Genomic DNA, 22761 nt, shown 5'->3' on the forward strand with positions numbered 1-22761 from the left:
ATAACAGTTATAAGTTGCTAAATATGTAACAAAAGTTACACAACACTATAAAAAGGAATAGACCTAATTCCATAATATGGAATTAGGTCTTTATAATTTGAAAATTTAAAGTTTTTTATTTTTTTATTTTACAAGTGTTCATACCGAACAAGGTATAAAGTGGGCAAAAGCTAATAAAGGTTGTTAGTATTAAAACACCTGCTACCGCTGCCATTATATAGCCTAAAGTTCCGGTAACGGTATCTGTATAAAATGTAGTTAAAAGAGCTACGGCTATAAAGATTCTAATAAATCGGTCTGTACTTCCCATGTTTTTTTTCATGATAATGATATTTAATTTAAGAGCTAAAACGCAGATTGTAATGATGTTCGTTTATTATAGACAAACAGATTAGCGCTATGGTTTATGTTAAAAATTATACTGCAAAGTAATATTAACCTATGAGCTAGCGTATGACATTTGTCATGTTTTAAACATGAGATTATGAAAATAAATTATGTAACAAGAGTTACAGATTTGTCGTTTTTTAAAAAGTATATTTACCAAAAGTGTAATACGAATGGAGGCATATTTAGATGCATTTTTAAATGCGATATCAGGAACGTTTAATTGGACTATAAAATCCATCATGTTTAATGTGCCTTGGTATCTCAATTATTTTTGGGGTTTAATCTTTATTTCATTGATAGTTTGGTTTTTAGAAATCGTTTTTCCATGGAGAAAGGAGCAGGGTGTTTTTAGAAAAGATTTTTGGTTAGATGGTTTTTACATGTTCTTCAACTTCTTTTTGTTTGCCATAGCTATAAGTGGTATTTATAAAATGCTAAATGTGCTTTTTACCGATTTGGGCATTACTGCGAACAGTTTGGCGCTTATAAATATATCTCAATGGCCAATGTGGGGTCAATTACTGTTATTTTTTGTTATTTTGGATTTTGTACAGTGGTTTACCCATATTTTACTGCATAAGTATGCTTTTCTATGGAATTTTCACAAAGTACACCACAGTGTTAAGGAAATGGGATTTGCAGCGCACCTCCGTTACCACTGGATGGAAAACATTTTCTATAAACCCTTAAAAACTTTTGGGGTTATGATTTTAGGTGGATTTGAGCCAGAACAGGCCTATATCGTTCATTTTGCTGCAATTGCTATTGGGCATTTTAACCATTCGAATATTAAGATAACATGGGGACCTTTAAAGTATTTGTTTAATAATCCTGTTATGCATTTATACCATCATGCCTATGAGTTACCCGAAGGTACTTACGGAGTAAATTTCGGTATCAGTTTAAGTGTATGGGATTATATTTTTAAGACCAACTACATACCTGAAGATAGCGGAGATGTTAAGTTAGGTTACCCTGGGGATGAGAATTTGCCAAAAGATTTTTTTGGACAATTAGTACACGGTTTTAAACCAAAGAAGAAGAAATAAATTCACTTCTTCTTCTTCTTCTTCTTCTTCTTCTTCTTCTTCTTTGGCTATTTTTTAAGTTTAATTAGATAATTTACCTGTAGCACAACTTACAAAAGATTTAGCTTTTGATAGTATGGAATTACCTTGATCAATACTCGGATACCCAATTGACTTTAATTTATTTTTTACGGTAGTAATATCTTCTTGATTTGATGCATCAAATTGAACTGAAGACGATTCTACTGATACACTTACATTAGTTATCGTAAGTATTTCTTCTAATTTAGAGATAATCGTTATGGCACAACCACCACAATTTAGATTTTGAATAGGAATTACTGATGTCATATTTTACTTATTTTGTTCGTCATTGAAAGTTATACTCCAAATACCTCTTACTTCATTTTCCTTATAGCCAATAGCTTTGTCATATGGGTATTTAGTATTTAATATAAGAGTAACTTTTGGGTCTATATTCATTATTGGTGTTCCATCGCAATTTAGGCACATGGTATTCGTAACAATAGGTGAATAAAAATGTGTCGTGCCATTTTCAGTAGTTAGAATAGGCTCATATGTCTCCTTATTGCTAACTTTTGCTTTAAAAAATTCAATATACTCAAGCTCTTTTCCATTAGCTTGGTTTTCAAGGTTTCTTGGTTTGTCAGTTACCCTTCTAATTTTAGCATTGTAAATAATTGCCATGCTATCTGTTAGTGGATAAGCTCTTTCATTGCAAAATTCTACTGCGGCTACCGCTCCATTTTTTTGTAAGTTCAGCATGAGGTTCTTGCCTAAAATTTTCTGGGTACTTTGGGTATATAATTTCCCTTTTTCCACGAAATTAGTATCATTAATTTCAGGGTCAGTTTCTGTGCCATTGTTATTTTTAGATTCACCTATAGTGTTAACTTCAGTCTCCTGTTTAACTTTTGGGGAATCTTTGCAACTGAACACAAGAACAATCCCTAAGATTAATACAATACTTTTCATCTATTTCAAATTTTACAGCTTGTTAAATGAACCATATAGATATTTCATTAACGGATAAATTTATCACATTAGAATGCTCAAAGGTTTAAGTTGTTATTTTGCTTAACTCCAAGAACTATACCCTCCTTTTAAATCATATACTTCAAGAAACCCCATGTTTAAAAATTTACGTGCAGCTTTTTGGCTTCTAGCACCTGATCTACAATACACATATATAGCCTTGTTTCTATCTAACTTTTCAAAATAATTTTTAAAATTATTAGGATTGAAAAAATCGATGTTTATGGCATTTTTAATATGACCGCTATTATATTCAGAAGCTGTTCTAACATCAATAGGTTTTACCTTGTTGGTAATAATGGCTGTTGCATACTCATTCTTTTTCAAAATAGTAATCTGGCCTAAAGTTTCTTTTTTCTTGCCAAAAATGGCGTCTAAAAATGACATAATCGTTTTATTTAAAGTTAATATTCAATACTAAAAGGAAACGGTCTTGAAAAAGGCCGTTTCCTGAACAAACCAACCAATAAAAAAGTTTAATTAAGACTTTTCTTAGCTAGATTTCAATGAACCTTTTCTAATGTGTCATCGGCAATTCTAGCATTTATTAGAGTGTTGTAGGGCAAACATATTTAGATAGAGAAATACCTGCTTCTTGTATAGCCTTAAAGCCGTCTTTTACATCAATGAGGTTATGTATACCTCTGCTTTTTAAAATGGAAGAAGCTATCATACTTCTATAACCACCAGCACAGTGTACATAAAATATCTTATTATCAGGAAATTCTGCTAAGTGGTCATTCAGAAAATCTAATGGTGTATTCATGGCCTCTAAAATATGTTCAGATAAATATTCAGATTCTTTACGTACATCGAACACAGGCGCTTTTTCAGTTTCAATTACTTCTTTAAGCTTATTAGCATCAACTTGACTAACGGTGTCATATTCCATCGCAGCTTTTTTCCATGCATCAAAACCTCCATCTAAATACCCTAAGGTGCCATCGAAACCAACTCTAGAGAGTCTAGTTACTGCTTCTTCCTCTAAACCAACTGGTGCAACTAATAAAATAGGTTGTTGCACATCAGCAATCAAAGCACCTACCCAAGGCGCAAAGCTACCATCGAGACCTATAAAAATAGAACGTGGTATGTGACCTGCTGCAAAATCATCTTGATTACGCACATCTAATACAATGGCTCCAGATTCATTTGCTGCAGCCTCAAAAGCCTTTGGGGAAAGTGCTCTTGTACCACGTTCCAATACTACTTTAATATCTTCGTAGCCTTCTTTGTTCATTTTTACATTCAATGGAAAATACTGAGGTGGTGGAAGCAGACCATCAATTACCTCGTTTATAAATTCCTCTTTGGTCATGTCTTTACGTAATGCGTAATTCATTTTCTTTTGGTTACCCAAAGTATCGACCGTTTCTTTCATCATATTCTTACCACAGGCAGAACCCGCGCCATGAGCAGGGTATACAATTACATCATCTGCCAAGGGCATTATCTTTTCACGTAAACTATCGTATAAAAAACCAGCAAGGTCACGTTCGGTTAATTCACCCATTTTTTGAGCTAAATCTGGTCTACCAACATCTCCAAGAAACAAAGTATCGCCACTAAAAATGGCATAATCTTTACCTTTTTCATCTTTTAAAAGGTATGTAGTACTCTCCATAGTATGACCGGGGGTATGCAATGCAATAATGGTTACATCGCCCAACTTAAATTCTTGATTGTCCTTTGCTATGATAGCTTCGAAAGAAGGATTTGCTTTTGGACCATAAATAATATCTGCTCCAGTTTCTTTAGCCAAGGTTACGTGACCGCTGACAAAATCGGCATGAAAATGAGTTTCAAAAATATACTTGATTTTTGCATTATCAGATGTTGCTTTCTTTATGTAGGGTAGCACCTCTCGTAAGGGATCAATTATTGCAACCTCTCCATTACTTTCAAGGTAATAAGCACCTTGAGCAAGACAGCCAGTATATATTTGTTCAACCTTCATAAGTTCATATTTAATATTCGGGTCAAAATTACACTAAGAAATTGTGTAGTACAGTAACTTAGGTTACACTAGTGTACGGTCATAAAAAAAGCCCCATCAAAAATGAGGCTTAATTTTACTACCTTAAAAAACTATAATAGGGTAGAGGGGCAAACATATTCCGATTTAGGGATTGATGTTTTCGAAATGTCTTCGAAGCCACCTCTAACATCTGTAAAATCTTGCCATCCTCTCTGTTTTAGAATAGAAGCGGCAATCATACTTCGATAACCACCTGCACAATGTAGAACAAATGGCTTATCTTTTGGAAATTGAGCCAAATGTTGATTTATTTCATTTAAGGGAACATTGATTGCCCCGATAGCATGTTCTGAATCGAACTCACTCTTTTTTCTTACATCAATTATTATAGGCTTCTTATTCTTATAAAGAGTTTCTAATTCAGAACCATCAATTCTATTGGTAACCTCAAAATCTTTTCCAGATTTTTCCCATGCATCAAATCCTCCTTTTAAAAAGCCTACTGTATTATCATAACCTACTCTCGATAATCTTGTAATAGCTTCCTTTTCTTTGTCCTCATAAGTAACTAAAAGTATTTCTTGTTTTATATCGGGTATCATTTCACCAACCCATTGGGCAAAACTACCTTTAAGCCCAATATTAATACTATTAGGAATAAACCCTTTTGCAAAGTCCTCTGCATTCCTGGTATCCAATACTAATGCACCTGTTTCATTGGCAACAGCTTCAAAAGCTTCTGGAGAATATGGTGTGGTAGCCCTATCCATAATTTTGTCTAAACTTTCATATCCTTTAATGTTCATAAGAACATTTTTTGGAAAATACCCCGGAGGTGCCGTAAGGCCTGTCAACAATTCTTTGATGAATTCTTCTTTGGTCATGTCTGGGCGTAAGGCATAATTCACTTTTTTTTGATGACCTAAGGTATCTGTAGTTTCTTTACTCATCATTTTACCACAAGCAGAACCCGAACCATGATTAGGGTAAACAATTAAATCATCACTTAAAGGCATTATTCTATTTCGAAGAGAATCGAATAAATAACCTGCTAATTTTTCTTCGGTCAAATCAGCTACAACATGTTGTGCCAAATCTGGTCTGCCTACATCACCTATAAATAAAGTGTCACCGGTGATGATACCATGTTCATTACCTTTTTCATCTATTAAAAGATAGGTCGTACTTTCCATAGTATGACCTGGGGTATGAATTACTTTTACCTTGTAATCACCTACTTCAAAAATTTGATTATCCTTTGCTGTGGTTGCCTCATAGGCAGGTTTTGCACTAGGACCGAAAACTATTTCTGCACCAGCCTTTTTTTGTAAATCTAAATGACCACTAACAAAGTCGGCATGAAAATGCGTTTCAAAAACATATTTAATTTTAGCTTTGTCCTTATTGGCGCGGTCTATATATGGTTGTACCTCGCGTAATGGATCAAACACTGCCGCCACTCCTTTACTTTCAATATAATAAGCGGCATGAGCCAAACATCCTGTATATATTTGTTCTACTTTCATGAATATAAATTTTGATTAATACCCTAAAATTACCTTTTGTATAAGAGCTGTACAGTGACTTTTGTCACATAAGGGAAATTTTATTTAAAAAATTCCATATAGAAAATAAAGGCGGACATTACTAGAATGAAATAGCCAAAACCCTTCTTTAGTTTTTTGCCATCTATGAAGTTGCTCAAGTAGCTACCAATAAAAATACCAATAAATGAAAGGCCTGTAAATAGGGCTAAGAAATTCCAGTCTATTTCCATGGTCATTGCATCTCCCAGAAAAAATCCCATTAAAGATTTAATTGCAATAATTACTAATGATGTACCTACAGCAACCTTCATTTCTACATTTGCCAATATAACCAAAGCGGGAATAATTAAAAATCCGCCACCAGCACCAATCATACCCGTTATACCACCAACAATCAATCCTTCTAATAAAATCAGGGGATAATTATAATCAACATCACCTGTTTTAATCACCTTCTTGTCTTTTTTGAGCATAGAATACGCTGCAGGAATCATTAATACGGCGAACAGACCAAACATGGCCATTCTACGGGTGAATTGAAAATCTTCTATTTGAAACAATACGTCTGGCATTGCAGGTACTATATAATGTCTTACCACGGTAACACCTACTATAGCAGGAATACCAAAAACAAGTGCTGTTCGCCAATCTACAAATCCTTTAAGATGCTGTTTCCAGCCACCTACCAAGGCACTTGCGCCAACGATAAATAAAGAATATGCAGTTGCAGCTTTTTCATTAATTGAAAAAAGATATGCTAGAACGGGTACGGCAAGAATAGAGCCACCACCGCCAATAAGTCCTAATGAAATACCAATAATTAATGCGCTGATGTATCCAAAAATGTGCAAAATTTCCATGTGATGTATTATATATCACAAAAGTAAAGCTGAGAGGTAACCTGTGCAGTAACAATGGTTACAGAAGTATTATAAATCTAAAATTTTAATGAAATTACGATGAAGTTTAATTTTACCCATCTCTTCCAATTTTTTTAATAACCTAGAGATTACTACTCTAGAGCTATGAAGGTCATAGGCAATATCTTGGTGGGTACTATGAATAATATCATCGTTTGTTACCCTAGCTTTTTCTTTTAAGTAGCCAATTAAACGTTCGTCCATTTTTTGGAAGGCAATACTGTCTAACGTACTCAATAATTCATTTAGACGAACATGGTAACTATTGAAGACAAAATTTCTCCAAGGTTTATATTTAATTGTCCATTCCTCCATCTTCTGAATGGGTACCATAATAAGCTTGGCATCTGTTTCGGCAATGGCCCTAATTTCACTTTTAGTATCACCCATACAACAAGCCATGGTCATTGAACACGTATCACCTTTCTCTAAATAATACAGTAGAAGTTCATCGCCATCATCATCTTCTCTAAGAATTTTAATGACACCAGATATTAATAAAGGCATTCCTCTTAGGTAATCGCCTATTTCTATTAATTTATACCCTTCAGGCACTTCTTTAAAGGTACCTACTTGAACAATTTCATTAATTAATTCCTCTTCAAATATATTCCCGTATTGCTCTTTTAAGTCTTGGATCATTCTTCTTTCAATTAACTTCTTGTGCTATTTTCTTATCAAATTTTAAAAATATATTGTCCCAAATCGATTCGTAAACTAAAGCTATCTAGGGCTATGCAAATATTAAATCAACGACTATTACGGCAAACAATGTCGAAACCTTAAGTTACAAGCCGAATATCAACGTCAAAATATAAACAGCTACCGCAACTGCAATACCTACACCATAAGAAACATACATTGACCCTGTATAAAAACTAGGTTCCATGCTATATTTTAAATCGCACTTTGGGCAACGTACTTTAACCTTGTTGAAATTACTTAATTTATAAGGATTTGCTTCTAGGAATTTTCTTTTATGACACCTTGGACATTTAAAAAAAATGATACTGTAAATTTGGAGCCATTTGCTATCATGACCTAAAAATTTGGCAACAAATTTATTATATCAACCCTTTTTAAATGCTAACATTAGTTACATATCACCATCCGCTTGTCTCAATTTTATAAAGGAAATTTAAAACTAATCATAAAACCATGAACTGACATTAGTCATATTATTTACTGTTCCTGACGTGTAAGTTTGTAATTAAATCAATAGTTTATGTGTTCGCTTGTTCAAAAATATAATGTACCTGGTCCTCGGTATACTAGTTATCCAACAGTACCTTTTTGGGATATCAATACTTTCTCAGGAAAGAAATGGGAAGATTCTGTAAAGAAAAGCTTTCATGTAAGTAATTCAACTACAGGAATAAGTATATATATACATCTACCTTTTTGTGAGAGTATGTGTACGTTCTGCGGATGTCATAAACGAATTACAAAACGACATGATTTAGAATTACCTTATATAAAATCGGTTTTAAAAGAGTGGAGTTTATATAGCGCTCTATTTTCCGAAAAACCGATAATTAAAGAATTGCACTTAGGTGGTGGTACACCCACGTTTTTTACGCCAGAAAATTTAAAATTTTTAATTGATGGTATATTAAGAATTGCGAGCAAATCAAATGATGCAGAATTTAGTTTTGAAGGGCACCCAAACAATACGACAAAAGAGCATTTACAAGCTTTATATGATGTTGGTTTCAGAAGAGTAAGCTATGGTGTACAAGATTATAATGAAACGGTACAGAAGGCAATTAATAGAATTCAACCATTTGAAAACGTAAAGAATGTTACCGAGTGGGCACGTGAAATAGGGTATATTTCAGTGAGCCACGATATAATCTTCGGTCTACCACACCAGAAATTAGAACATGTAAAAAATACTATAGCAAAAACCAATGAGTTAAAGCCAGACCGTATAGCTTTTTACAGTTATGCGCACGTGCCATGGCTTGCAGGTAACGGACAAAGAGGTTACAAAGATGCCGATTTGCCAGCTGCAGATGAGAAAAGAGCACAGTATGAAATTGGTAAAGAGCTATTGCTTAAAAACGGTTATCAAGAAATAGGTATGGATCACTTTGCATTAGAGACAGATAGTCTTTATAAGGCTATGGAAAGTGGAGGTTTACATAGAAATTTCATGGGTTACACAAGCTCAAATACCCATCTAATGATTGGGTTAGGTGCTTCTAGTATAAGTGATAGTTGGTATGGTTTTGCGCAGAATGTAAAGAATGTTGAAGAATATCAAAATTTAGTAGAAAATGATATTATACCTCTTTATAGGGGACATATTTTAACAGAAGAAGATCAAATAATAAGAAGACATATCTTAAATTTAATGTGCAGATTTAAAACATCTTGGAGCGACTTCAAGTTGTACATTCCGGAGATGGATAGTATCCTTAAAAGACTGAGGGAGATGGAGCAAGATGGTATAGTTGAAATCACAAAGGGTAGTTTGCTTATTACTGAAAAGGGTAGACCCTTTGTACGAAATGTATGCATGGCTTTTGATTTGCCTTTACAGAAGAAATCCCCTGATACCAAGCTATTTTCAATGACTGTCTAATTTTTACAAATATTGAAGGTCTTTATTTTATTAAATTTTAAATAAAATTATTATGAAAAAAATTATTGTACTTACAGACTTTTCAGAGCAATCTGGTTTTGCTTTAAAAGCTGCTGCAGATTTAGCTAAAAAACATAAAGTAGAGCTTCTTGTAGTTCACATGTTAGAACTTAATCAAGCGATGATCTCTTCGCCTGATGGAATGTATATAGAACAGACAGTCTTTCTAGTAAAATTGGCTGAGAAGAATTTAAAAGAATTCTTGAACAAACCATTTTTGGAAGGATTAACTGTTACTCCTGTTATTAAGCATTATAAAGTGTATAGTGAGCTTGATGCTATTGCAGAAGAGCATGATGCAGATTTAATTGTGATGGGTTCTAATGGCGCTAGTGGTCTTGAGGAAGTTTTAATTGGCTCTAATGCTGAGAAAGTAGTTCGAAATTCAACTACTCCTGTTTTGGTCATTAAAGGTCAAATTGCTGAATTCAATATAAACAGATTTGTATTTGCATGCGATTTCAATGATGACAATTTACCTGCTTTTCAAAAAGCAAGGGAATTTTCAGAATTGGTCAATGCCAAAATGGAACTAGTCTTTATAAATACGCCAAACGATGAATTTTTAAGTAATAGAGATGCGTATCAGAAAATAAATAAATTTTTAACGAAAGCGAACGCTGGTCAGCAAGTAGAAATTTATAATGATTATAGTGTAGAACAAGGCATACTCAATTATGGTAATACAATACTTGCAGATGCCATTGCCATGCCTACGCATGGTCGTAAAGGTCTTTCGCATTTGTTTAATGGTAGCATAGGGGAAGACGTTGTAAACCATTCTAGAATACCTGTAATTACATTTAAGATTTAGTAAATTTCAAAATTTCATATTCTAAAAATAAACCCAAGGTGATTGCCTTGGGTTTATTTTTAGAATATGGTTAAATAAGTAGCTTATTTAAGGGGGTGTTACAGTGAGCTAAATCGGATGCTATTTTACTTAATAACTGTGCTGATTTTAGTTGTTTTCTTTATGAACTAAGAACTTTCATCATAAAAGCATATTGTTCGTGCATTTGAGGTTTCCCTTTTCGTTTACCACTTCGACCGAAAAAATAAAGAACAAACCACATGACTACTATTATAGACATTAAACCCAATTGTAAACTGTATGATTTGTTTAAACTTGCACTAGAATACGCCCAAATTCCTATAATGATGAACAACGTAGCGATAACAAAATGGACGAACATAAAGAAAGTCCATAAGGTAGGGTTTGGCCCAAATACTCCATAAACACGGCATTTAGAAGAATCTATTTCATCAATTTCTAAATGAAGTTGAGGTGACCAAAAATGATTGTTTTTAGCGTTAAGTTTAATAAAGACATGCTCATCTAAACGATTAACAAGAAAAGGGTCGTGTCTAGCAGTCTCAAACTTTTTTAATATATCTTCTTTAGTTTCGACCACATCTAACTGAAACCTTGGGCGAAGTATAATTTCGTTTGGTAACGGTTTCATAGAAAATTAATTTGATGGCCGTGGCCGTTAGTTATGGCATTCTATAGCACTTGAAGCTAATTGTGTAACAGGTGCGGGTGATACATAGGGTATACCCAAACCAAGACCTCTTAATATAAAAAGTAATCCGATAACAACTACAAAAACAGGTATCGCCTTTTGTACTTTTTGACGAATACCACCTTTTAATAATCCACTAAAATATATGGCAGTAGTCATTAGGGGTACAGTGCCCAATCCGAAAAGCATCATATAAAGGCTGCCTTGTAAAGCATTACCCATAGCAATGGCCCCAAAAAGTGCCATATAGACTAAGCCACACGGTAAAAAACCGTTTAGGAAGCCAATCGTTAAAAAGGTGTCGGGTGATTTTTTCTTAAGTTCTTTGCCGAGTTGGTTTTTAACTTTTGAGATGACTTTATAGATAGGTTTTGATAGGTTGTATTTATTGAATATTTTATAAGGAATCAAAACCACAAGAATCATTATGATACCAATAGCTATGGACAGTTTCTGTTGTGCTCCGAAAATGGAAAGTCCCTTTCCAAGAAATCCGAAAACGAGTCCGATGATACCATACGCCATCAGTCTGCCAAAATGATAAATGAATATTTGGCCGAACTTTTTATAGTTATTAGTTTGGTCTACCGGAAGCATAAAGGCTATAGGGCCGCACATACCTACGCAGTGCAAACTACCCATGAGACCCAATATAACGGCAGATAAAATCATATTCTTCTTAAAAGGTTATACTTTCTTTATGTAGAAATTCTTTTCCTTGGTGTTTCCAAGTAATCTTAATGTCCCAGCGACCTTCTAATAATTGATTATTGGGTATCAGCACATGAGAATCGGATAAGTTGATAGGTAAGATAAAATCTAAGCGCTTATTAGATGGCCTGTATAGCGACACTGTACCAGAAACCTTGGTATTATCATAATCATCAGGAAAAATTACCATCAATCCGTCAGTTTCTTTTTTAATCCGTATTTGTTCAAATGCGTTTATAGCATTTTGCTCAGCATCTATTTCTTTTTGAAAACCGAGTTCAGCCTTGTAATACTCTTCAGTAACCAAATCATGATTGGCATTATGGCTTGTAGTCATTCGTATCACGAAAAACAGAATGAAACTGATGAAAGCGACAAAAGCGATTATGATACCTGTACCCCAATTTATTTTCATGATCTTTTACTTAAATACTATTTATAACTACGTGGTGCCAAGAAGCGCGCAGTTGTGGTCTCTATTAATTTGTCATTACTATAGACGCCAATTTTTAAGTTGTTCTTATCACCGCTTAATGCTGAAGCATTGATTTCAATAAACAATGTACCTTCTGCCAAGGCTTCTGGCTGAACATCAAAATTATCCGTTCGTACTAGTTTAATCTCTCCTTTAGGCGATATCAATTCGAAATGAACATTATCTACCGATTTGGTGGTTTTATTCAAGAGTTTGTAGGTGAATACATTACTGATAATGTTGCCTTCTTTATGTTCATAAAGCTGACCAGGTAACCTTAAAATATTTGCTTCAAGATCATTTCTTAAAAACATCATGCCAACAAGAACACCAGTTAAAATAACCAATACTGCAGTATATCCTTTTAAACGAGGAGTAAATTTGAACTTTTCTTTTTTTGTAATTTCATCTTCACTGGCATAACGAATCAGTCCTTTTGGGAGATCTACTTTATCCATAATGGAATCACACTCATCTATACAAGCAGTACAGTTTACGCATTCTAATTGAGTTCCGTTTCTAATATCTATACCTGTAGGGCAAACATTCACACATTGAAAACAGTCAATACAATCACCATGGCCTAAAGCCTCTCGGTCTTCGTTTTTGCGCCATTTTTTTCTTCCATTTTCAGCTTCACCTCTTTTATAATCATAAGCAACAACAATAGATTTGTTATCAAGAAGTACACCTTGCATTCGGCCATAAGGGCAAGCAATGATGCATACTTGCTCTCTAAACCAAGCGAAAATAAAATAAAATACGGCTGTGAATATTAAGAGAGATACCATAGTACTCACATGTTGCGCCGGACCATCGGTAACATATTGCATCAAGCGGTCACTACCAATTAAATAAGCCAAAAAAACATTCGCTATGATAAACGATATGATAAAAAAGACAACCCATTTTAGCACACGTTTGCGAATCTTTTCGGCATCCCATTCTTGTCTGTCGAGTCGAATTTGGGCTCCACGGTCCCCATCAATCCAATATTCAATTCTCCGGAATACCATTTCCAAAAAAATAGTCTGAGGGCACATCCATCCGCAGAAAATACGTCCGAAGGCAACAGTAAAAAGAGCAATAAAAACCACCCCAATAATCATTGAAATAACAAAGAGATGAAAATCTTGTGGATAAAATGGAAAACCAAAAATGTTGAAACGTCTTTCTAAGATATTGAACATCAAAAACTGGTTGCCGTTAATCTTAACAAAAGGGGACGCAATCAAGAAGGTAAGTAGAACGTAACTTACATATTTACGATACTCGTAAAGTTTGCCACTGGGTTTTTTAGGGAAGACCCATGCCCGTTTTCCATCTTCCTTTATGGTGCCAATTGAATCCCTGAAATTATCTTGATCTTGTGCCATTTTATTTTTCTTTGTTGGCTTGCGAAGCGTTAAGACCTCGTTTTATTCAGTTCATTGTAACCGACGTAGAGTCTATTACCTGTTCGGTACTAGTTTCTTTCTCAGGAGTAACTGGTTCAACCGCATTCGGATCTACCCAAATATCACCTTCAGCAGCTTTAGGGTTCGCAGCAGTAGTACCCTCAAAAGTTAATACATAGCTGGCTACCTGTGCAATTTCTACTGGTTTTAAGTTCTGTTTCCAAGCAATCATACCTTTACCATCACGACCACCTTCTGAAATCGTATGGAAAACATTTTTAATGCCACCACCTAAAATCCAGTTTTGGTCGGTTAAATTAGGTCCGATACCACCACCACCATCTGCCATATGACAAGCAACGCAATTAGATTCGAAAATTGTTTTACCTGCATTTAAATCAGAAGCGTCAGTTAAAAGCTCAACGGTGTTGGCATCAACAAGGCCTTTAGCTGTCTTTTTGTACTCCTCAATTTCTAATTGTGCAGTTGCAACTTCTTGTTCGTATTCCTCATCTTGAGTATAGTCGTTAAATACGTGAAAACGCGCTAAATAAACTACTGCAAAAACGATTGAGGCATAGAAAAGATATACCCACCATGGTGGTAAGTTGTTGTCAAGTTCGCGAATACCATCGTAGTTATGGTCTAGAATAATCTCAACCTCTTCTTCCATAGGCTTGGAGCCAAGCATTTTATTATAAAGATTTTTACCCCAAGTCCATTCCCATTTTTCTTCTTTAGTAGCTAAATAACGAGCTTTTGCTTCATCATCAAGTGTATGGAATAATACGTTTTCAATTGCTTGAACTATAAATGCTATAGCTATTAATATTAGTAGAACAAGTGCCATAAAGGCAAACATTATTAATGGGTAGGCGAGAAAAGCGGGTTTGTCGCCACCATCAACAGAAAATTCCATGATTATAATGACCAGAAAGAAAGCCACTGGTATTCTAAACCACCAAGCTGTATTGTTTTTCATAATTAATCGTATTGTTGGTTATCGTCTTCTTCTAAGGGTAATTCACTTACTTCTTTAATGTATGATTTTGAGGCAGTTAAAACCCACCAAAATAACAATGTGAAAAACACAAAGAAGATAAGTAATGAAATCATGGGGTAGGTTGCTACGCCATCAATGGTTTCCATGTAACCTTTTACAAATTTGAACATGATTTTTATTTTTCAGATAATAATTCGCCTGTTTCCTTAACCTTAATGTCTGTTCCTAATCGTTGCAGATATGCAATTAAAGAAACAATTTCTCGGTCTCTCATTTCTATAAACTCTTCGCCGTTTTCAGCGGCGTAGGTTTTATCGGCCTCATAGTTTTTAGCAAAATCGGGATCGGTATATAAGTTCTTCTCAATTTTTTCAGCCTGAGCATCCATAAGAGCAACAGCATTTGCAATCTCCTCATCCGTGTAAGGAACGCCTAATGTTACCATAGCTTCCATTTTGGCTTGTATATCGCTACGGTCATGCTTGTCACGTACCATCCAAGAATATGAAGGCATAATAGATCCAGATGATGTACTCTGTGGATCATACATATGGTTCAAGTGCCAGTTATCAGAATATTTTCCACCGATTCTTAGTAAATCAGGTCCTGTACGCTTACTACCCCAAAGGAATGGGTGATCATACACGAATTCACCCGCTTTGGCATATTCACCATAACGTTCTACTTCACTTCTAAATGGACGTACCATTTGTGAGTGGCAGCTTACACAGCCTTCACGAATGTAAAGGTCACGACCTTCTAATTCTAGCGGTGTATATGGTTTTACACTTGTAATAGTTGGAATGTTCGATTTCACTAAAATAGTTGGTACAATTTGAATTATACCACCAATCAAAATAGCTACAGTAGCTAAAATGGTCAATTGAATAGGCTTACGCTCTAACCAAGTATGGAAAGTTTCACCTGCTGTTCTGTGTTTTGAAACACGGGTAAGTGCAGCAGCTTCTGCTAACTCATCTTCTATTGTGCTACCAGAGCGTATTGTACGAACTACGTTGTAGATCATAACCATGGCACCAACAATGTAAAGGCTACCACCAATGGCGCGCATCCAATACATAGGCATAATTTCGTGCACGGTTTCTAAGAAATTACCATAAACCAAAGTACCATCAGGATTAAAATCTTTCCACATTAAAGCTTGGGTAAATCCAGCTACGTACATTGGTAGGGTATATAGAATGATACCCAAAGTACCTATCCAAAAGTGGAAGTTTGCTAAACTGGTCGAGAACAGTCTGTTCTTGGTCATTTTAGGTACCAACCAGTAAATCATACCAAAGGTTAAGAAACCATTCCAAGCCAATGCGCCAACGTGTACGTGTGCAATAATCCAATCACTAAAGTGCGCAATTGCGTTTACATTCTTAAGAGAAAGTAACGGCCCTTCAAATGTTGCCATACCATAACCGGTAATTGCAACAACCATAAATTTTAAAACCGGGTCAGTACGTACTTTATCCCAAGCACCTCTTAATGTTAATAGTCCGTTTATCATACCGCCCCAAGAAGGAGCTAAAAGCATAATAGAAAAGGCTACACCTAAGTTTTGAGCCCAATCAGGTAAAGCAGAATATAATAAGTGGTGAGGCCCTGCCCATATATAAATGAAAATCAAAGACCAGAAATGCACAATTGAAAGTCTGTACGAATAGATTGGTCTGTTTGCAGCTTTAGGTACAAAATAATACATTAGACCTAAGAACGGTGTAGTTAAGAAAAATGCCACCGCATTATGCCCGTACCACCATTGTACTAAAGCATCTTGAACGCCTGCGTAAACCGAGTAACTTTTTAATGCACTAACAGGTAATTCTAAACTATTAAATATGTGAAGTACGGCAACAGTTACGAAAGTCGCAAGATAAAACCAGATAGCAACATAAAGGTGTCGTTGTCTTCTTTTTATCATGGTGCCAATAAGGTTGACGCCAAAGGCGACCCAAACTACAGCAATGGCTATATCTATTGGCCATTCAAGTTCAGCATATTCTTTGGAACTTGTGTACCCTAATGGTAAGGTAATTGCCGCTGCGACAATAATCGCTTGCCAGCCCCAGAAATTGAACTTACTTAGAAAATCACTATACATACGTGCCTTTAGCAGACGTTGTGTAGAGTAGTAGACCCCTGCGTAAATAGCATTTCCTATGAATGCAAAAATTACCGCATTTGTATGTAACGGGCGCAAACGACCAAAGCTTAACCACGAAATACCATCGGTTAAGTTGGGAAACATGAACATAAAGGCTAGCAATAAGCCTACAGACATACCTACTATACCCCAGAACATGGTCGCGTAGAGGAAATTTTTCACGATTTTGTTATCGTAATAAAACTGCTGTACTTCCATAATTATACTTGTTTATTTAGTTGGATTTTTTTTCTTTGAACTCTTTAGTGCTACTCTTCTTTGTTGTCACCAGTTCATCTTCAAATAGCATACGTACAGATGGAGTGTAAGAATCATCGTATTGACCGCTCTTCACAGAAACGATGAAAGCAATGAAAAATATGACCGCAACAAAAATACTAATGGCCAATAACACATAAATTACACTCATGCTAAATTGAATTAAGCTGTAAATTTAAGAGGGTTGTATACCCTAAAAAATGACAAATGTCATACTTTAACTTTTTCTTTTAATATTGTAAAAAGAGCGGCAATAATAATCAAATTCTTACCTATATATTGCCCTAATAATGTGGGTGTTAAAATAGTTGTGGTGAAAGATTCTTCTGTGAAAAAGAATAATGGGGAAAAGGTGAAAATGATATGCACTATGGCAATTTTCACTATTTGCTTGCTGTAAAAATTAAAAATAAGACAAAGTCCGATTACAACTTCTACAAAAGCTAAAATTAAAATTGATATGGAAGAGGGTATAAAGCCGAAGGTTAATAATTGTATGGTTCGCTTAGCTAAATCTTCAGCTGGGCTTAGTTCTGGGAAAAATTTTAAAGTTCCAAACCATAGATAAATTATACCTATTGCAATAGATAGTAGGGTGTTTTCATTACGATTGGTTATCCTAAAACTTTTAAAAGTCATTGTTTATTGAAGTTTTCTACCAATGAGGTTGGTCATAATTGTGGTGAAAATAACGATACTAATTGAGCTAAGCGGCATTAAAATAGCAGCTATCACAGGTTCTAATTGTCCGGTAATTGCAAAATATAATCCAACACAATTATAAAGTAATGATAAAATGAAGCTCATTTTAATTATTCGTACCGCCTTTTTTGAAGCAATAATATAGGAGTAAAGCTGCTGAAACTTAGAAGCATCAAGAATGGCATCACAAGCAGGGGAGAACACATTAATATTCTCTGAAATGGCAATACCAACTTCACTTTGGGCAAGTGCGCCAGCATCATTTAATCCATCACCGACCATCAATACTTTTTTGCCTTGTTCTTGTAATGATTTTATGAATTTTAATTTGGTTTCGGGTTTCTGGTTAAAGTATAGCGGAGTCAATTTGGGTAATAGGCTTTCTAATCGTTCTTTTTCCCCTTCGTTGTCGCCAGATAAAATAGCTAGGCTCAGCGTTTCAGACATTTGGCTAAAAACAGAGGACACCCCTTCGCGATATTGATTTTGGAATACATATCTACCTTTGTAGGTATTGTTTGAGCTAATATAAATAGAGGTATCTAGCTGGTCTTTAGTTTTGGCTTTACCAACAAAATTGGCAGAACCTATTTTCATATTTATGTTGTCTTTTGAGCTTTCTAATCCTTTGCCAATATGCTCCTCGTACTCGTCTAAGGTTATGATATTCTGTTCTTTAAGCAGATCATATAAAGATCTGCTTAAAGGGTGGTTAGATGCTCTGATGGTATTTTTTAAAATTGATTCCTCTTCGGCAGTTAAGGGCATACCTTCATAATGTGCGGTACTTTTTTGGGTAGTTGTTATCGTGCCTGTTTTATCAAAAATTGCTGTATCGATTTTGGCCAATTGTTCTATAGTCTGAGTGTTCTTTATGTAGAATTTTTTCTTACCAAAAATGCGCAACATATTACCTAGTGTAAATGGTGAGGCTAGCGCAATAGCGCAAGGGCATGCAATTATAAGAACTGCTGTAAAAACGTTCATTGCCTTAGATGGGTCGTAAAACAGCCAAAATGTAGTTGCAACAAAGGCAATTGAAAGTACCGAAATGGTAAATCGTTTACCAATACTATCGGTTAGGTTTTGAAAAGAAGTTGCCTTATCCGTTTTAAAAATGGAGTTACCCCATAACTGTGTTAGGTAACTTTGAGAAACAGATTTAAGGGCAATCATTTCAATGACACCATTTAATTGTTTTCCCCCTGCGAATATGAGTTCACCAGTTTCCTTATGGACAGGCTCAGATTCACCAGATACAAAACTATAATCGATTTGTGCAATACCATAAACCAAAGTTCCATCAACAGGTATCATCTCTTCATTACGAATCAATATTCTATCTCCTTTTTCAATTTTTTGAACAGGTACCGTTTCTTCTTTACCATTCGCGTTTAGTTTTGTAATCGCTATTGGAAAGTATGATTTGTAATCTCGTTCGAAAGAGAGAAAACTATAGGTTCTTTGTTGAAAAAATTTACCTAGTAATAGAAAGAACACCAGTCCAGTAAGCGAATCAAAAAAACCGCTACCTAAATGAAAAGCTATTTCAAAAGTACTTCGTAAGAATAAAACCAATATACCTAGTGCAATAGGTACATCAATATTTAAAAGTTTTGCCCTTAGCCCTTTATATGCCGATACGAAATAATCCCATCCTGCATAGAATACAACGGGTAACGAGAATATGAACATTAACCAACGAAAAATATGTTGGTATTTGTTGAGCCAAAATTCACCTCCGGTAGCAGCACTAGAACCTAAATCAAAATAATCTGGAAATGAAAGAAACATAACATTGCCAAAAGCAAATCCTGCAACACCTAACTTGTAAATTAAGCTTCTGTCTATTCCCTTTTTTTTGCCTTCAAAATCATCTAAAGAAATGTAAGGTTCATACCCAATATTGGCCAATAACAAAACCAAATTCTTTAAACTGAACTCATCAAGGCGATAGGTAATTCGAATCATCTTTTTAGGGAAATCGACTTGAGAGTTGGTTACATGAGGATTTAGTTTATTAAGGTTCTCTAAAATCCATATACAAGAACTACAATGAATATTAGGTATATACAGGTTGATGATTTGAATAGAACCATCATTGAATTCAGTTAATTTTTCTATGATTTCAGCATTATCAAGAAAATCATATTTTCCTTTAATTGATTTAGGGGTAGAACCTGCCGCTGCCTGTATTTCGTAATAATGAGATAAATCGTTGCTTGCAAAAATTTCATATACCGTCTTACAACCTGTACAACAGAATAATTTTTCATCAAAGTTAATAGATTGCCTATCACAAGAATCTCCACAATGATAGCATTTAGAATCGTGCATATTTTTAAGCTTGGGCCTTTAGCAAAGGTGAGTACCAATGATATGAAAAAACATGATAATTATCAGTTTTTACAATTCTTAGCTTAAGTAATTTTGCGGTGTTAGGTATAAAGAAAATCGCCATGGAAAGTAAGTGTGAAAATTGTATTGTTCGGCAGTTTAATTCGCTCCGCGCATTAAGCAAAGAAGAGTTGAAAAAAGTTTCTGATTCTAAGATATCTAAAAAAATCAAGAAAGGTGATTCTTTATTTGTAGAGGGGCAGAAACTTGATGGCGTATATTGTGTTAGGGACGGAGTCTCAAAATTATCAAAATTAAGTAGTAACGGAAAGGAACAAATAGTAAAGTTGACCAATAAGGGTGAAGTAATGGGGCAACGTTCTGTTGTTGCTGAAGATTTTACCAATTTAAGCGCTACGGCCATAAATGATATGGAAGTATGTTTTATACCTAAAGAAATAATTTCCAATACTCTAAATACAAATCCTAATTTTTCTCTTGAAGTATTACGCCATATGGCGCATGATTTAAAAGAGGCCGACGATGTTATTGTAAACATGTCTCAGAAGACGGTAAAACAGCGTTTGGCAGAGGCATTTGTATATTTAAAGAAAAACTACGGTGAAGATGAAGATGGCTTTTTGGTGTTGACTTTAAGTAGGGACGATTATGCAAATATTGTAGGTGCCGCTACAGAATCTTTAATTCGTATGATTTCTGAATTTAAGAAGAAGGGACTTATAAAAACATCAGGTAAGAAAATTGGAGTAGTAGAAGAGCAAACATTACAAGAAATGGCCGACGGTTTTTAAATAAATTTCTATTCTGATAAATGTCATAGTTTCAAACCAGTAGTACACCTAATTTTATCATCAAACGACCTGTAACATTTATATGAAAAATATACTTGTACCTACCGATTTTTCAATATCTGCGTATAATGCGGTCAAATTTGCTTTACATCTTTTTGAGGCTAGTCCATGCGTTTTTTACTTTTTAAATACCTACACGCCAGAATTACATAGTAATCGTTTAATGGCTGGTAGTGTTACAGGTTTTTCACAAAACTCTATGGCAGCGGTATCTTCAGAAAAAGGGTTGAAAGATGTAGTTAGAAGAGTAAAGAAAGAATTTAAAAATCCACTTCATAGTTATGAAACAATTTCCTCTTTTTCACTATTAAAAGATGAGGTTAAAGAAACGATTGTTCAGCATGATATTGACTTTGTAATTATGGGTGCCATTGGTTCTTCTGATAATGAAACTATATACTTGGGTAGAAATACAGTTAGAATATTAAATGCCGTAAATAACTGTCCGGTATTTGCAATACCTTATAATTTTGAATTTACGAAGCTTTTAAATATTGCTTTTGTGTCAGATTCCAATCATTTTTTTAATAGTGATGAATTAGACCCGATTTTAACTTTGGCTAAAATTTTTAATAGCTCAGTTTGCATGGTCACTCTTCAGCAAGAAAAAGGTCAATTACTTGAACTACAGAAACTAAATCATGAATTGTTTGAGAGAAAGTTAGAAACTGTTCCGCATACTTTTCATCAAATAACCATAGATGCCAGTTTATCGTTATCATTAGAGCATTTTATTGATAAGGCTAAATGTCAATTGATGGTCATGTCTAATAGTGCCAATAGTTACATGAATAATTTATGTAGCAATTTTGTAGTGGAGCGTTCAAAATTCTCTTTGCGGGTTCCGATTGTGCTGATTCAAGGTGCGGAAAATAGTGTAACTGTAAGTCAATAATTTAGAGATATAAAAGCATTAAAATTTACTTTTACTTGTTAATTTATAGAACAATCATTATGATGTTTTTTGATTTTACTTCATCCTTATTATTATTACATCAGTTAATTATAAATATCTTTAACACTTAAGAAGCATAAATTTTAATATAGAACATTTATAAAGTGAGCGCGGTAAACGAAAAAAAAGTAGCAGCATTAGAAGCTGTAAAGTATATTAAAGACGGAATGGTAGTTGGTCTAGGAACAGGGTCTACCGCCTTTTTTATGATAGAGGCCATTGGTGAAATGGTGCGTAATGGATTAAAGATTAAAGCGGTCGCTACCTCTGATGAAACAGAAAAATTGGCGAAGAAGTTAGGTATTAGTGTGATTACCCTTGCAGAAGCGAAAAGGTTAGACGTTACTATTGATGGGGCAGATGAGGTCGACGGTCAATTTCAATTAATTAAAGGTGGAGGCGGAGCCTTGCTACGTGAAAAGATAGTGGCCCATAATTCTGATTTCAATATTATAATTGCCGATTCTTCAAAACAAGTTTCAAGACTAGGGAAGTTTAAATTACCTATAGAAACAATACCTTTTTCTACCCAACTTATTATAAAAGAACTTGAAGAAATGAATCTTCATCCGGTTCAGAGAATGCTAGGGGCTGATGATTACAAAACCGATGAAAATAATGATATCGTAGATATTGATATTTGGAAAACAGATATTAAACTGACCGATTTAGAGCATCAGCTTAAAAGTATACCAGGCATTGTTGAAACAGGATTGTTTTTAACATCTACCGATTTGGTGATTATTGGTAAAGGAGCACAAGCAATAATAGAGAAAAAATAAA

General features: G+C 34.6%; 24 protein-coding genes. 6 read left to right on the plus strand and 18 right to left on the minus strand.

The genetic code is table 11. The features are described from left to right. Positions 1-115 precede the first annotated feature (115 nt). Positions 116-322: a YgaP family membrane protein gene (locus tag B5X55_RS11955; protein ID WP_079512866.1), complete on the minus strand. Its 207-nt coding sequence runs from the start codon at positions 320-322 to the stop codon at positions 116-118. A gap of 238 nt (positions 323-560) precedes the next feature. On the opposite strand from B5X55_RS11955, the gene B5X55_RS11960 reads away from it, so the two are divergent. Further along, positions 561-1439 carry a sterol desaturase family protein gene (locus B5X55_RS11960; protein WP_079512867.1) on the plus strand — a complete coding sequence of 293 codons (879 nt, stop codon included), beginning with the start codon at positions 561-563 and terminating at the stop codon, positions 1437-1439. Positions 1440-1499: 60 nt separating this feature from the next. Here the strand turns inward: B5X55_RS11960 and B5X55_RS11965 are convergent, their stop codons facing one another. From B5X55_RS11965 to B5X55_RS11995, 7 genes are all read right to left on the minus strand, one after another. Further along, entirely contained in the window at positions 1500-1769 is a 270-nt protein-coding gene (locus tag B5X55_RS11965; RefSeq protein ID WP_079512868.1) for a cation transporter, read from the minus strand. A gap of 3 nt (positions 1770-1772) precedes the next feature. Next, the gene (locus B5X55_RS11970) at positions 1773-2414 is read right to left on the minus strand and encodes a Tll0287-like domain-containing protein (protein ID WP_079512869.1); all 642 of its coding nucleotides are present in this window, start codon (positions 2412-2414) and stop codon (positions 1773-1775) included. A gap of 102 nt (positions 2415-2516) precedes the next feature. Then, positions 2517-2861, minus strand: a complete 345-nt coding sequence (locus B5X55_RS11975; RefSeq protein ID WP_079512870.1) for a rhodanese-like domain-containing protein — start codon at positions 2859-2861, stop codon at positions 2517-2519. 160 nt (positions 2862-3021) lie between these two features. Further along, on the minus strand, positions 3022-4431 hold the full coding sequence (locus B5X55_RS11980) for an MBL fold metallo-hydrolase (protein WP_079512871.1): 1410 nt from the start codon (positions 4429-4431) through the stop codon (positions 3022-3024). Positions 4432-4562: 131 nt separating this feature from the next. Next, on the minus strand, positions 4563-5978 hold the full coding sequence (locus B5X55_RS11985) for an MBL fold metallo-hydrolase (protein WP_079512872.1): 1416 nt from the start codon (positions 5976-5978) through the stop codon (positions 4563-4565). Positions 5979-6058: 80 nt separating this feature from the next. Continuing rightward, a complete protein-coding gene (locus B5X55_RS11990; RefSeq protein ID WP_079512873.1) occupies positions 6059-6859 on the minus strand; it encodes a sulfite exporter TauE/SafE family protein in 801 nt (266 codons plus the stop codon). A gap of 69 nt (positions 6860-6928) precedes the next feature. Then, the gene (locus B5X55_RS11995; protein WP_079512874.1) at positions 6929-7561 is read right to left on the minus strand and encodes a Crp/Fnr family transcriptional regulator; all 633 of its coding nucleotides are present in this window, start codon (positions 7559-7561) and stop codon (positions 6929-6931) included. Between the two features lie 583 nt (positions 7562-8144). Here B5X55_RS11995 and hemN point away from each other — a divergent pair. Further along, positions 8145-9506 carry an oxygen-independent coproporphyrinogen III oxidase gene (gene hemN / locus B5X55_RS12005; RefSeq protein ID WP_079512875.1) on the plus strand — a complete coding sequence of 454 codons (1362 nt, stop codon included), beginning with the start codon at positions 8145-8147 and terminating at the stop codon, positions 9504-9506. A gap of 52 nt (positions 9507-9558) precedes the next feature. Further along, positions 9559-10380, plus strand: a complete 822-nt coding sequence (locus tag B5X55_RS12010) for a universal stress protein (protein WP_079512876.1) — start codon at positions 9559-9561, stop codon at positions 10378-10380. 160 nt (positions 10381-10540) lie between these two features. Here the strand turns inward: B5X55_RS12010 and B5X55_RS12015 are convergent, their stop codons facing one another. Genes B5X55_RS12015 through B5X55_RS12060 form a run of 10 tightly spaced genes read right to left on the minus strand, consistent with a single transcriptional unit; the run spans position 10541 to position 20151 of the window. After that, a complete protein-coding gene (locus B5X55_RS12015) occupies positions 10541-11032 on the minus strand; it encodes a GTP-binding protein (protein WP_079512877.1) in 492 nt (163 codons plus the stop codon). Between the two features lie 27 nt (positions 11033-11059). Then, positions 11060-11764 carry a sulfite exporter TauE/SafE family protein gene (locus B5X55_RS12020; protein WP_079512878.1) on the minus strand — a complete coding sequence of 235 codons (705 nt, stop codon included), beginning with the start codon at positions 11762-11764 and terminating at the stop codon, positions 11060-11062. 7 nt (positions 11765-11771) lie between these two features. Further along, entirely contained in the window at positions 11772-12218 is a 447-nt protein-coding gene (locus B5X55_RS12025; RefSeq protein WP_079512879.1) for a FixH family protein, read from the minus strand. Between the two features lie 17 nt (positions 12219-12235). Next, positions 12236-13654, minus strand: coding sequence for a cytochrome c oxidase accessory protein CcoG (ccoG, locus tag B5X55_RS12030; RefSeq protein WP_079512880.1), 1419 nt, complete (start codon positions 13652-13654; stop codon positions 12236-12238). Between the two features lie 46 nt (positions 13655-13700). Continuing rightward, on the minus strand, positions 13701-14657 hold the full coding sequence (locus B5X55_RS12035; protein ID WP_079512881.1) for a cbb3-type cytochrome c oxidase N-terminal domain-containing protein: 957 nt from the start codon (positions 14655-14657) through the stop codon (positions 13701-13703). Positions 14658-14659: 2 nt separating this feature from the next. Then, positions 14660-14848 (minus strand): cytochrome C oxidase subunit IV, encoded by a 189-nt coding sequence (locus B5X55_RS12040; RefSeq protein ID WP_079512882.1) that lies wholly within the window; start codon positions 14846-14848, stop codon positions 14660-14662. 5 nt (positions 14849-14853) lie between these two features. Next, positions 14854-17052 carry a cytochrome-c oxidase, cbb3-type subunit I gene (ccoN, locus tag B5X55_RS12045; protein ID WP_079512883.1) on the minus strand — a complete coding sequence of 733 codons (2199 nt, stop codon included), beginning with the start codon at positions 17050-17052 and terminating at the stop codon, positions 14854-14856. 16 nt (positions 17053-17068) lie between these two features. Beyond that, entirely contained in the window at positions 17069-17263 is a 195-nt protein-coding gene (gene ccoS, locus B5X55_RS12050; RefSeq protein ID WP_079512884.1) for a cbb3-type cytochrome oxidase assembly protein CcoS, read from the minus strand. 59 nt (positions 17264-17322) lie between these two features. After that, on the minus strand, positions 17323-17751 hold the full coding sequence (locus tag B5X55_RS12055; RefSeq protein WP_079512885.1) for a hypothetical protein: 429 nt from the start codon (positions 17749-17751) through the stop codon (positions 17323-17325). 3 nt (positions 17752-17754) lie between these two features. Then, positions 17755-20151, minus strand: coding sequence for a heavy metal translocating P-type ATPase (locus B5X55_RS12060; RefSeq protein ID WP_079512886.1), 2397 nt, complete (start codon positions 20149-20151; stop codon positions 17755-17757). A gap of 122 nt (positions 20152-20273) precedes the next feature. Here B5X55_RS12060 and B5X55_RS12065 point away from each other — a divergent pair, with 122 nt between their 5' ends. The 3 genes from B5X55_RS12065 (at position 20274) to rpiA (ending at position 22760) form a co-directional block, all read left to right on the plus strand. Then, positions 20274-20963 (plus strand): Crp/Fnr family transcriptional regulator, encoded by a 690-nt coding sequence (locus B5X55_RS12065; protein ID WP_079512887.1) that lies wholly within the window; start codon positions 20274-20276, stop codon positions 20961-20963. A gap of 82 nt (positions 20964-21045) precedes the next feature. Further along, the gene (locus B5X55_RS12070; RefSeq protein ID WP_079512888.1) at positions 21046-21918 is read left to right on the plus strand and encodes a universal stress protein; all 873 of its coding nucleotides are present in this window, start codon (positions 21046-21048) and stop codon (positions 21916-21918) included. Between the two features lie 164 nt (positions 21919-22082). After that, entirely contained in the window at positions 22083-22760 is a 678-nt protein-coding gene (gene rpiA / locus B5X55_RS12075) for a ribose-5-phosphate isomerase RpiA (RefSeq protein ID WP_079512889.1), read from the plus strand. Position 22761: the final 1 nt, after the last annotated feature.

Source organism: Maribacter arcticus (assembly GCF_900167935.1).
Taxonomy (GTDB): domain Bacteria; phylum Bacteroidota; class Bacteroidia; order Flavobacteriales; family Flavobacteriaceae; genus Maribacter; species Maribacter arcticus.